This window comes from Hydrogenophaga sp. GW456-12-10-14-TSB4, assembly GCF_059424305.1.
Map to the genome: position 1 here is coordinate 1 of NZ_JBWKZH010000108.1, position 11,592 is coordinate 11,592.

Genomic DNA, 11,592 nt, shown 5'->3' on the forward strand with positions numbered 1-11,592 from the left:
GGGAGCGGGAGCGGGGGCAGGCGCGGCCGGCGCCGGGGCCGACGCCCTGGGTGGCTGGACCTGGGGGGCGGCGGCGCTGGGCGCCGGTGCCGCCGGGCGTGGCGCCTGCGCGGCCGGTGCCGGGGCGCTGACGCCGGGTGCCACCGGTGCCGGCTGAGGCGCGGCGGCGCGCAGGTTCGGTGGGTCGAAGAGCAGGGTGTAGTCGCGAACCATGCGCCCGGACGACCAGTTGGCCTCCACGATGAGGTCCACGAAAGGTTCGGTCACGGGGCGCGTGCTGGTCAGGCGCAGGTAGGCCCGGCCATCGGCCCGGCGTTGCAGGCTGATCTGCAGGGTGGCCAGTGCGGAGTTGACGTCAACGCCCGCCGCCCGGAAGGTGTCACCGGAAGCGAGGCCTACCCGCAGGCTGGCGGCCTCTTCGGCATTGATGTCCGGCACGTCGATTTCGGCCCGCAGGGGCTCGCCCAGGGCCGACTGCACCACCACACGCCCCAGCGCCAGTGCCTGGGCGTCGGTGTGGTGGACCAGGCTCGCACACAGCACCGCCGCCGCAGCGACCGCATGCAACCGCGCAAGACCTCGTAAGCCAGCACCTTGCGGCGCGGGGCGGGTCTGTTGGGATGGGGTGTGACGGGAGTTGGATGGCACGTTGACCTCGACGTAAAAAACCGAGAATTGACCTTAACATCAACGGATTACAGTGACAAGCTGAGAATCCGCTTGAGTTTCTCCATCGACCCTCTGTCGTCGCCGGGTGGGTTGTTGCGTTGCAGTGGCACAACGTGAACAACCGCACCCTCCATCCACCGATTCCCCTCCCCGGCGAGGGTCAGGCCTCGAGCAGGATGCGCAGCATGCGGCGCAGGGGTTCGGCCGCGCCCCACAGCAGCTGATCGCCGATGGTGAACGCGCCCAGGTACTCGGGGCCCATGGCCAGCTTGCGGAGGCGGCCCACCGGAATCGTCATGGTGCCCGTCACGGCCACCGGGGTCAGGTCCTGGATCGTCGCTTCACGCGTGTTCGGCACCACCTTCACCCAGGCGTTGTCGGCCGCGATCATGGCTTCGATATCGGCGAGCGGCACATCCTTCTTGAGCTTGAAGGTCAGGGCCTGGCTGTGGCAGCGCATGGCGCCCACGCGCACGCAGAAGCCGTCCACCGGGATGGCCGGGGCATGGAAGCCTTCGCCCATGCCGAGGATCTTGTTGGTTTCGGCCATGCCCTTCCACTCTTCCTTGGACATGCCGTTGCCCAGGTCCTTGTCGATCCAGGGGATGAGCGAACCGCCCAGGGGCACCCCGAAGTTGGCGGTTTCGGCGCTCGAGAGCGAGCGCTGCTTGGCGATCACCTTGCGGTCGATTTCCAGGATGGCGCTCTTGGGGTCGTCCAGCAGGGCCTTCACCTCGGCATTGAGCGTGCCGTACTGCGTGAGCAGTTCGCGCATGTGCTGCGCGCCGCCGCCGGACGCTGCCTGGTAGGTCTGCGTGCTCATCCACTCCACCAGGCCGGCCTTGTAGAGCGCGCCCACGCCCATCAGCATGCAGCTCACGGTGCAGTTGCCGCCGATCCAGTCCTTGCCGCCGTGGGCCAGGGCATTCTGGATGACCGGCAGGTTGACCGGGTCCAGGACGATGACGGCATTCTTGTCCATGCGCAGCGTGGACGCGGCATCGATCCAGTGGCCGTTCCAGCCGGCCGCGCGCAGCTTCGGGTAGACCTCGCTGGTGTAGTCGCCGCCCTGGGCGGTAATGACGATGTCGCAGCGCTTGAGGGCCGCGATGTCGTGCGCGTCCTGCAGCTGGGTTTCGTTTTTCGCCATCGCAGGGGCCTTGCCGCCTGCGTTGGAGGTGGAGAAAAACAGCGGTTCGATCAGGTCAAAGTCGCTTTCCGCGACCATGCGGTCCATCAGCACGGAACCGACCATGCCGCGCCAGCCAACGAGTCCTACGAGTTTCATGTCAACGCCCTTCAGTTAAAAAACCGTTTTGCCCCGGCTCGTCTGGCCGGGGAGGGGCGTGACGAACCGGAGCTGTATCAGCCCTTGGTAATGGTTTTGGTGATGGCGGCCACGACGGCGTCGCCCATGCCGCGGGTGCTCACCTTGGTCGTGCCCTCCGACCAGATGTCCGTGGTGCGCAGGCCGGACGCGAGCACGCTGCTGACCGCAGTTTCAATGCGGTCGGCGGCTTCGGTCTGGTTGAATGTGAATCTGAGCATCATGGCAGCAGACAGTATTGTAGCCAGAGGATTGGCCAGGTTCTTGCCGGCGATGTCCGGCGCACTGCCGTGGCTGGGCTCGTACAGCCCCTGGTTCTTCGTGTTCAGCGAGGCCGACGGCAGCATGCCGATGGAGCCGGTGAGCATGGACGCCTCGTCGGACAGGATGTCGCCGAACATGTTGCCAGTGACCACCACGTCGAACTTCTTGGGCGCGCGCACCAGCTGCATGGCCGCGTTGTCCACGTACATGTGCTCCAGTTCCACGTCGGGGTACTGGGCATGCACCTCGGTGACCACGTCCTTCCAGAACTGGAAGGTCTCCAGCACGTTGGCCTTGTCGACGCTGGTCACCTTCTTGTTGCGCTTGCGCGCGGCCTGGAAGGCCACATGGGCGATGCGCTCGATCTCGGGCTTGCTGTAGCGCATGGTGTCGAAGGCTTCTTCCGCACCGGGGAAGTGCCCGTCGATGGCGGTGCGCCGGCCGCGTGGCTGGCCGAAGTAGATGTCGCCGGTCAGCTCGCGGATGATGAGGATGTCCAGGCCCGAGATCAGCTCGGGCTTGAGGCTGGAGGCGCCCACCAGTTCGGGGTAGCAGATGGCCGGGCGGAAGTTGGCGAACAGGCCCAGGTGCTTGCGCAGGCCCAGGATGGCCTGCTCCGGGCGCAGCGGGCGGTCCAGCTTGTCGTACTTCCAGTCGCCCACGGCACCGAAGAGCACCGCATCGGCGTCCATCGCCAGTTTCAGGGTGGACTCGGGCAGCGGGTGGCCATGGGCTTCGTAGGCCGCACCGCCCACCAGGGCGGACTCCATTTCGATCGGCAGCTCGAGTGCCTGAAGGACCCTGACCGCTTCGGCCACGATTTCGGTGCCGATGCCGTCACCCGGAAGAACTGCGATTTTCATGTGATGTGAAGTTGGAGTCGAGAGAAATGCTCAGGCCGCCATCGTGTGGGCGAGCCAGGGCTTGGTCGCCAGGCGTTCGGCCTCGAAGGCCGCGATCTTGTCCTTGTAGCGCAGCGTGAGGCCGATGTCGTCCAGCCCGTTGAGCAGGCAGTACTTGCGGAACGCCTGCACGTCGAAGGGGATTTCGTCGCCCTGCGGCTTGACGATCACCTGGCGCTCCAGGTCGATGGTGAGCTGGTAGCCGGGGAAGGCCGCCACTTCATCGAACAGCTGGGCCACTTGCGCTTCGGACAGCTGGATCGGCAGCAGGCCGTTCTTGAAGCAGTTGTTGAAGAAGATGTCGGCGTAGCTGGGCGCGATGATGGCGCGGAAGCCGTACTGGTCGATGGCCCAGGGCGCGTGCTCGCGGCTGGAGCCGCAGCCGAAGTTCTTGCGCGCCAGCAGCACGGACGCACCGGCGTAGCGCGGCTGGTTGAGCACGAAGTCGGGGTTGGGCTTGCGGCTGGCCGGGTCCTGGCCGGGCTCGCCCTTGTCGAGGTAGCGCCACTCGTCGAACAGGTTCTGCCCGAAGCCGGTCTTGCGGATCGACTTCAGGAACTGCTTGGGAATGATGGCGTCGGTGTCGACGTTCTCGCGGTCCATCGGGGCCACGAGCCCCTTGTGGAGGGTGAATTTCTGCATGGTGATGGGTGTCTCTTATTTGGCGATGTCCTGGACCTTCTCGCCGGCTTTCTCAATGCCCTTGCCCGCGGCCTGTCCGGCCTGCTTGGCGTCCTGCTTGACACCGGTCCAGGTGTTGCACGCGGCCAGCGTCAGCGAGAGGGCGAAGGCGGCTGCGATCCATGCAATGCGTTTCATGTGAATCTCCTGAGGGTGGTTGCGGGGTGGGGAAGGATGGTCAGGCGAAGGTGCGCACGTCCACGAAGTGGCCGTGCACCGCGGCCGCGGCGGCCATGGCGGGGGAAACCAGGTGGGTCCGGCCACCAGCGCCCTGGCGGCCTTCGAAGTTGCGGTTGCTGGTGGAGGCGCAGCGCTCGCCCGGCTCCAGCCGGTCGGCGTTCATGGCCAGGCACATCGAGCAACCGGGCTCGCGCCACTCGAAGCCCGCCGCCTTGAAGATCTCGTGCAGGCCTTCGCGCTCGGCCTGGGCCTTCACCAGGCCGGAGCCCGGCACGACCAGCGCCAGCTTGACGTTCTTGGCCACCTTCTGGCCGAGCTTTTTCACCACGGCGGCGGCTTCGCGCATGTCTTCGATGCGGCTGTTGGTGCAGGAGCCGATGAAAACCTTGTCGACGAAGATGTCGTTGAGCGGTTTGCCGGGCGAGAGATCCATGTAGGTCAGCGCGCGCTCGATGGCGCCGCGCTTGTTCGCGTCCTTTTCGCGGTCGGGGTCGGGCACCGAGCCGTCGATGCCGAGCACCATCTCGGGCGAGGTGCCCCAGGTGACCTGCGGCACGATCTGCGCGGCGTCGAGTTCGACCACGGCGTCGAACGTCGCGTCGGCGTCGGACTGCAGGGTCTTCCAGTAGGCCACGGCCTGGTCCCATTCCACGCCGGTGGGCGAGAGCGGCCGGCCCTTGACGTACTCGATGGTCTTCTCGTCCACCGCCACCAGGCCGGCGCGCGCGCCGCCTTCGATGGCCATGTTGCACACCGTCATGCGGCCTTCCATGCTGAGCGCGCGGATCGCCGCGCCGCCGAACTCGATGGTGTAGCCCGTGCCGCCGGCCGTGCCGATCTTGCCGATGATGGCCAGCACGATGTCCTTGGCGGTGCAGCCTTTGGCGAGCTGGCCGTCCACGCGCACCAGCATGTTCTTGGCCTTCTTGGCCAGCAGGGTCTGAGTGGCCAGCACGTGCTCGACCTCGCTGGTGCCGATGCCGTGGGCCAGTGCGCCGAACGCGCCGTGGGTGGAAGTGTGGCTGTCGCCGCAGACCACCGTCATGCCCGGCAGGGTGGCGCCGTTTTCCGGCCCGATCACGTGCACGATGCCCTGGCGCTTGGACATGAAGGGGAAGAAGGCCGCCGCGCCGAACTCGGCGATGTTGCTGTTCAGCGTGGTGATCTGTTCCTTGCTGACCGGATCGGTGATGCCGTCATACCCGAGTTCCCAGCCATTGGTGGGGGTGTTGTGGTCGGCGGTGGCCACCACCGAGCTCACGCGCCAGACCTTGCGGCCGGCCTGACGCAGACCTTCATAGGCCTGGGGGCTGGTGACTTCGTGCACCAGGTGCCGGTCGATGTAGAGCACGGACGTGCCGTCCTCTTCGGTATGGACAACGTGTTCGTCCCAGATCTTGTCGTAGAGCGTGCGTGGCATGGCGTGGGTCTTGTCGTGGAGTGAAGATTTTAGGCCGCTTGACGGACATCGGCGGTGCTGAGGTGATCCACCAGCAGGCGAGCCGTGGCGGGCAGGCTGGAGAAATCGCGGGCCACCAGCACGAGCTGGCGCTGGGCCCAGGGATCGGTCAGGGGCACGGCCTGCAGCGCATCGCCGGTGCTCAGCAGCTGGAAGGCGCGCTCGGGCATCACGCCCACGCCCAGGCCGTTGGCGATCATGCGGCACATGGCATCGAGCCCGGTCACCCGGATGCGCACGCGCACGGCGGTGCCGGCCTGGGTGGCCGCCTGGTGCGTGGCCAGGTGGATGGAGCTGTTGGCGTGCAGGCCCACGTGGTCGAAGGGCAGGGATGCCTCGAAGGCCACGGGCCCGTCGGCGGCCAGCGGGTGCCCTCGCGGCACCACCAGCACCAGGCTGTCGCGCCGGTAGGGCAGGCTTTGCAGACCGCCGATGCCCATGGCGCCGTTGCACAGGCCGAGGTCCGTGGCGCCTTCCTTCACGGCGCGCAGCACTTCGGGGCTGAGGTGCTCCTCCAGATCGATCTTGATCTGGGGATGGTGACGGGCAAAGGCGCCCAGGTCCTCCGGCAGGAACTGCACGATGGCCGAGATGCTGGCGTGCACCCGCACGTGCCCGCGCACGCCGTCGGCGTACTCGGTCAGTTCCACCTGCATCTTTTCGAGCCCGAACAGCACGGCGCGCGCATGGTGCAACAGGCCTTCGCCTGCCGGTGTGAGGCGCACGCCCCGTGCGTGGCGGTGCAGCAGTGTGGTGCCCAGGGCGCTTTCCAGGTCCGAGAGCCGTTTGCTGATCGCCGAGGCCGCGATGAACTCCCGCTCGGCCGCACGGCCGATGCTGCCCAGCTCGCACACGGCCACGAAGAGCTGCAGCGAGGTGAGGTTGATCTGGCGGGCGAAGTTGCGTTCGGAGAGCATGGGGCCTTGACTTCTCGTTTGGAGAGGTCGGTGGGTGATTTTCCCCTACCTGAGAAGGCCTTGGCATCTCCAAGGACGATGGCTGGCTTGCCCCACCGCGCAGCCCGGGGCGAAAAAAAGCCCGCCGGGCGGCGGGCTTTCGAGGGGACGCTGCCGATCAGCGGTTGGCCAGCGGCTTGACGTCGCGGCGGGTCGAGCCGGTGAACAGCTGGCGCGGGCGGCCGATCTTGTACTCGGGGTCGCTGATCATCTCGTTGAGCTGGGCGATCCAGCCGACGGTGCGGGCCAGGGCGAAGATGCCGGTGAACAGGTTGACCGGGATGCCGATGGCGCGCTGCACGATGCCGGAGTAGAAGTCCACGTTCGGGTACAGCTTGCGCGACACGAAGTATTCGTCTTCCAGGGCGATCTTCTCGAGTTCCTTGGCCAGCTTGAACAGGGGGTCGTTTTCCAGGCCCAGTTCCTGCAGCACTTCGTTGCAGGTTTCCTGCATCAGCTTGGCGCGCGGGTCGTAGTTCTTGTACACGCGGTGACCGAAGCCCATGAGCTTGACGCCGGAGTTCTTGTCCTTGACCTTCTCCATGAACTCGCCGACCTTGGAGACGCCGCCGTTGCGCTGGATGTCTTCCAGCATGTTCAGGCAGGCCTCGTTGGCGCCGCCGTGGGCCGGGCCCCACAGGCAGGCCACGCCGGCCGCGATGGCGGCGAACGGGTTGGTGCCCGACGAACCGCACAGGCGCACGGTGGAGGTGGAGGCGTTCTGCTCGTGGTCGGCGTGCAGGATGAAGATGCGGTCCAGCGCGCGCTCGAGCACCGGGTTGACCTGGTATTCCTCGCAGGGCGTGCCGAACATCATGCGCAGGAAGTTGCCTGAGTAGCTCAGGTCGTTCTTCGGGTACATGTAGGGCTGGCCGATGCCGTACTTGTAGGCCATGGCGACCAGCGTCGGCATCTTGGCGATCAGGCGGATCGCGGCGATCTCGCGGTGCTTCGGGTTGTTGATGTCCGTGCTGTCGTGATAGAAGGCCGACAGGCCGCCGACCAGGCCGGTGAGCACCGCCATGGGGTGGGCGTCACGGCGGAAGCCGCGCAGGAAGAACTGCATCTGCTCGTTGACCATGGTGTGGTTGGTCACGAGCTTGTGGAAGTCGCCGCGCTGCGATTCGTTGGGCAGTTCGCCGTTGAGCAGCAGGTAGCAGGTGTCGAGGTAGTCGCACTGCGTGGCCAGTTGCTCGATGGGGTAGCCGCGGTACAGCAGCTCGCCCTTGTCGCCGTCGATGTAGGTGATGGCCGACTGGCACGACGCCGTGGACAGGAAGCCGGGGTCGTAGGTGAACATGCCGGTCTGCGCGTAGAGCTTGCGGATGTCGATCACGTCCGGACCGATGTTGCCGGCGTAGACCGGCAGGTCGACGCTGGGGCTGCCGTTGGAGAACGACAGGGTGGCTTTGTTGTCTACGAGTTTCATGCAGGTTCCTCGGATGATGAGAGAGGTCGCAGGTCGCGCAGCAGTGCAAGCACTTGCGTCACGTCCGCGCGTTCGAGATCGCCTTGGAGGGGCTTTCGACCGAGCAGCAGATCCAGCAGGTCGTTGTCGGACAAGTCCATCAAGAGCCCGAGTGCATCGGCTTGGCGCACGGTTAAGCCAGATTCGTGCCTGGCGAAGAATCGCTCGATGAACAGATCGTTCTCGAGCAGGCCACGACGACACCGCCAGCGCAGCTTGCTCAGCGCGCGCTCGTCCAGCAAGGCATCCTGCAGGGGGGTGTCGGTCATGGTGTTCGGGGGTGGCGCTCAGACCGAGCGCATCACCATCATTTCCTTGATCTTGCCGATCGCCTTCGTGGGGTTCAGGCCCTTGGGGCAGACGTCCACGCAGTTCATGATCGTATGGCAGCGGAACAGGCGGTACGGGTCTTCCAGGTTGTCCAGGCGCTCGCTGGTGGCCTGATCGCGGCTGTCGGCGATGAAGCGGTAGGCCTGCAGCAGACCGGCGGGGCCGACGAACTTGTCCGGGTTCCACCAGAAGCTCGGGCAGCTGGTGGAGCAGCTCGCGCACAGGATGCACTCATAGAGGCCGTTGAGCTCTTCGCGCTCTTCGGGGCTCTGCAGGCGCTCCTTTTCGGGGGCCACGGTTTCGTTGATCAGGTAGGGCTTGATGCTGTTGTACTGCTTGAAGAACAGCGTCATGTCCACGATCAGGTCGCGCACCACCGGCAGGCCGGGCAGCGGCTTGAGCACGATGTCGCCCTTGAGCGTGTTCATGTTGGTCAGGCAGGCCAGACCGTTCTTGCCGTTGATGTTCATCGCGTCCGAGCCGCACACGCCTTCGCGGCACGAGCGGCGGAACGAGATGGAGGGATCCACCGCCTTGAGCTTCATCAGGGCGTCGAGCAGCATGCGCTCATGGCCATCGAGTTCGACTTCGATGGTCTGCATGTAGGGCTTGGCGTCCTTGTCCGGGTCGTAGCGGTAGATCTTGAAGGTGCGTTTTGCCATGGTGTGTTCTCCGTGCGTCGTGGGTGCTGGGTGAAGGGGCTCAGAAGGTGCGGACCTTCGGGGGCACCGACTCCACGGTCAGGGGCTTGAGGTTGACAGGCTTGTAAGTCAGGCTGTTGTCGGCGCTGTGCCACAGCGTGTGCTTCATCCACTCCGCGTCGTTGCGGCCCAGGGGGAACTGCGCGTCGTCGGCCGGGCGCTCGTAGTCGTTCACAGTGTGGGCACCACGGCACTCGCGGCGGGCCGCGGCCGAGGTCATGGTGGCCTGGGCGCATTCGATCAGGTTTTCCACTTCCAGCGCTTCGATGCGCGCGGTGTTGAACACCTTGGACTTGTCCTTGAGGGCGATCTTGGCCACGCGCGCGCGCATGGCGTTGATCTTGACCACGCCTTCGTCCATGCTGGCCTGGGTGCGGAACACGCCGGCGTGTTGCTGCATGGCGGTGCGCAGGTCGTTGGCGACGTCCTGGGAGTATTCGCCGTCGGTGGCGTTGTCGAGACGAGCCAGACGCGCGAGCGTTTTGTCGGCAGCGTCGGCAGGCATGGGCTTGTGGGTCTTGTTCTTGTCGTTGTACTGGACGATGTGGTCGCCAGCCGCGCGACCGAACACCAGCAGGTCCAGCAGGGAGTTCGTGCCCAGGCGGTTGGCGCCGTGCACGCTCACGCAGGAGCATTCGCCCACGGCGTAAAGACCGTTGACCACCTTCTGGTTGCCTTGCCCATCGGGGGTGACGACCTGGCCATGGATATTGGTCGGGATGCCGCCCATCTGGTAGTGAATGGTCGGCACGACAGGGATCGGGTCCTTGGTGATGTCGACGTTGGCGAAGTTGTGCCCGATCTCGTAGACCGAGGGCAGGCGCTTCATGATGTCGTTGACACCGATGTGCGTCATGTCGAGATGGATGTAGTCCTTGTTCGGACCGCAGCCGCGCCCTTCCTTGATTTCCTGGTCCATGCAGCGCGAGACGAAGTCGCGCGGTGCCAGGTCCTTCAGCGTGGGCGCATAACGCTCCATGAAGCGATCGCCGTTGACGTTGCGCAGGATCGCGCCTTCGCCGCGGCAGCCTTCGGTCAGCAGCACGCCCGCGCCGGCCACGCCGGTGGGGTGGAACTGCCAGAACTCCATGTCCTGCAGCGGGATGCCGGCGCGCGCCGCCATGCCCAGGCCGTCGCCGGTGTTGATGAAGGCGTTGGTCGAGGCCGCGAAGATGCGGCCGGCACCGCCGGTGGCCAGCAGCGTGGTCTTGGCTTCCAGGATGTAGGTTTCGCCGGTTTCCATTTCCAGCGCGGTCACGCCGACCACGTCGCCGCTGGCGTCGCGGATCAGGTCCAGCGCCATCCATTCGACGAAGAAGGTGGTGCGGGCCTGCACGTTCTGCTGGTACAGGGTGTGCAGCATGGCGTGACCGGTGCGGTCGGCCGCAGCGCAGGCGCGCTGCACCGGCTTCTCGCCGTAGTTGGCGGTGTGGCCGCCGAACGGGCGCTGGTAGATCGTGCCGTCGGGGTTGCGGTCGAACGGCATGCCGAAGTGCTCGAGCTCGTAGACGACCTTGGGCGCTTCACGGCACATGAACTCGATGGCGTCCTGGTCGCCCAGCCAGTCGGAGCCCTTGATGGTGTCGTAGAAGTGGTAGTGCCAGTTGTCCTCGTTCATGTTGCCGAGCGAGGCGCCGATGCCACCCTGGGCGGCGACGGTGTGCGAGCGGGTCGGGAACACCTTGGAGAGCACGGCCACCTTGAGGCCGGCGCGCGCGAGCTGCAGCGAGGCGCGCATGCCGGAGCCGCCGGCGCCGACGATGACCACGTCGAATTGACGCTTGGGAAGGGATGCGGATGCGGTCATGGCTTCAGAGCCTCCAGAGAACTTGAACGGCCCAGCCCAGGCAGGACAGGAGCCAGACGATGGTGAAGACGTGCAGCACGAGGCGGATGCCGGCGGGCTTGACGTAGTCCATCCAGATGTCGCGCATGCCGACCCACACGTGGTAGGCCAGGGCCAGGAAGACGGCGAAGGTCAGGGCCTTCATCCATTGCTTGGCGAAGATGCCGGCCCAGCTCTCGTAGCCGATGGGGCCACTGATGAACAGCACCTGCAGCAGCACGATCAGCGTGAAGATCGCCATGAGGGCGGCGGTGATGCGCTGGGCGAGCCAGTCGCGCAGGCCGTAGTGGGCGCCGGTGACGACGCGCTTGGAACCGTAGTTGACGGACATGTTCAGTTTCCTCGTCGCAATCAATACAAACCGAACAGCTTGGCGCCGAGCACCAGCGTGAGGCCGATGCTCAGGACCAGCGTGACGATGGCGGAAGAGCGGCCGAATTCCTTGCTCACGGCGTGGCAGGCGTCCATGTAGAGGTGGCGGATGCCGGCGATCAGGTGGTGCAGGTAGGCCCAGATGATGGCCAGCACCACGAGTTTGAAGAACCAGCCCGGCACGAAGCCGATGCCGGCGGCAAACGCCGAGCTGAAACGCTCGAAGGACAGCTCGGACGACACGGAGGTGTCGAACAGCCAGACGATCAGGGGCAGCAGGATGAACATCAGGCCACCGCTGGCGCGGTGCAGGATCGACACCCAGCCGGCCGGAGGCAGGCGGTAGGTGGTGAGATCCTTGAAGGCGTTGATGTTGCGGAACTCGGGCCGCTTCTTGGTCAACTCGGTCATGGTGGGGCTTTCTTCCGGGGAGGGAG

The 11,592-nt window shown here is 65.8% G+C and carries 13 protein-coding genes; all 13 read right to left on the reverse strand.

The window, feature by feature from the left end:
• A partial coding sequence (locus AC07ZS_RS28600) for a type IV pilus assembly protein FimV (protein WP_494801829.1) occupies positions 1-567 on the reverse strand: 567 nt, incomplete at its 3' end.
• A 262-nt stretch (positions 568-829) separates the two neighbouring features.
• Entirely contained in the window at positions 830-1,957 is a 1,128-nt protein-coding gene (gene asd, locus AC07ZS_RS28605) for an aspartate-semialdehyde dehydrogenase (protein ID WP_494801830.1), read from the reverse strand.
• Positions 1,958-2,034: 77 nt separating this feature from the next.
• Positions 2,035-3,123 (reverse strand): 3-isopropylmalate dehydrogenase, encoded by a 1,089-nt coding sequence (gene leuB / locus AC07ZS_RS28610; RefSeq protein WP_494801831.1) that lies wholly within the window; start codon positions 3,121-3,123, stop codon positions 2,035-2,037.
• Between the two features lie 30 nt (positions 3,124-3,153).
• Positions 3,154-3,804 (reverse strand): 3-isopropylmalate dehydratase small subunit, encoded by a 651-nt coding sequence (leuD, locus tag AC07ZS_RS28615; RefSeq protein WP_494801832.1) that lies wholly within the window; start codon positions 3,802-3,804, stop codon positions 3,154-3,156.
• 15 nt (positions 3,805-3,819) lie between these two features.
• Positions 3,820-3,981 carry an entericidin EcnAB gene (locus AC07ZS_RS28620; RefSeq protein WP_291114172.1) on the reverse strand — a complete coding sequence of 54 codons (162 nt, stop codon included), beginning with the start codon at positions 3,979-3,981 and terminating at the stop codon, positions 3,820-3,822.
• Positions 3,982-4,021: 40 nt separating this feature from the next.
• Positions 4,022-5,443 (reverse strand): 3-isopropylmalate dehydratase large subunit, encoded by a 1,422-nt coding sequence (gene leuC / locus AC07ZS_RS28625; protein WP_494801833.1) that lies wholly within the window; start codon positions 5,441-5,443, stop codon positions 4,022-4,024.
• 29 nt (positions 5,444-5,472) lie between these two features.
• Positions 5,473-6,399, reverse strand: coding sequence for a LysR family transcriptional regulator (locus AC07ZS_RS28630; protein ID WP_494801834.1), 927 nt, complete (start codon positions 6,397-6,399; stop codon positions 5,473-5,475).
• 157 nt (positions 6,400-6,556) lie between these two features.
• On the reverse strand, positions 6,557-7,867 hold the full coding sequence (locus tag AC07ZS_RS28635; RefSeq protein WP_494801835.1) for a citrate synthase: 1,311 nt from the start codon (positions 7,865-7,867) through the stop codon (positions 6,557-6,559).
• The gene (locus AC07ZS_RS28640) at positions 7,864-8,175 is read right to left on the reverse strand and encodes an FAD assembly factor SdhE (RefSeq protein ID WP_494801836.1); all 312 of its coding nucleotides are present in this window, start codon (positions 8,173-8,175) and stop codon (positions 7,864-7,866) included. The genes AC07ZS_RS28635 and AC07ZS_RS28640 overlap by 4 nt, the downstream gene beginning before the upstream one ends.
• 18 nt (positions 8,176-8,193) lie before the next feature.
• Positions 8,194-8,898, reverse strand: coding sequence for a succinate dehydrogenase iron-sulfur subunit (locus AC07ZS_RS28645; RefSeq protein WP_297402592.1), 705 nt, complete (start codon positions 8,896-8,898; stop codon positions 8,194-8,196).
• A 40-nt stretch (positions 8,899-8,938) separates the two neighbouring features.
• Positions 8,939-10,744 (reverse strand): succinate dehydrogenase flavoprotein subunit, encoded by a 1,806-nt coding sequence (gene sdhA / locus AC07ZS_RS28650; RefSeq protein ID WP_494801837.1) that lies wholly within the window; start codon positions 10,742-10,744, stop codon positions 8,939-8,941.
• 4 nt (positions 10,745-10,748) lie between these two features.
• Complete coding sequence (gene sdhD, locus AC07ZS_RS28655) at positions 10,749-11,114, reverse strand: succinate dehydrogenase, hydrophobic membrane anchor protein (RefSeq protein WP_494801838.1); 366 nt, start codon at positions 11,112-11,114, stop codon at positions 10,749-10,751.
• A 20-nt stretch (positions 11,115-11,134) separates the two neighbouring features.
• Positions 11,135-11,566, reverse strand: coding sequence for a succinate dehydrogenase, cytochrome b556 subunit (gene sdhC / locus AC07ZS_RS28660; RefSeq protein WP_494801839.1), 432 nt, complete (start codon positions 11,564-11,566; stop codon positions 11,135-11,137).
• Positions 11,567-11,592: the final 26 nt, after the last annotated feature.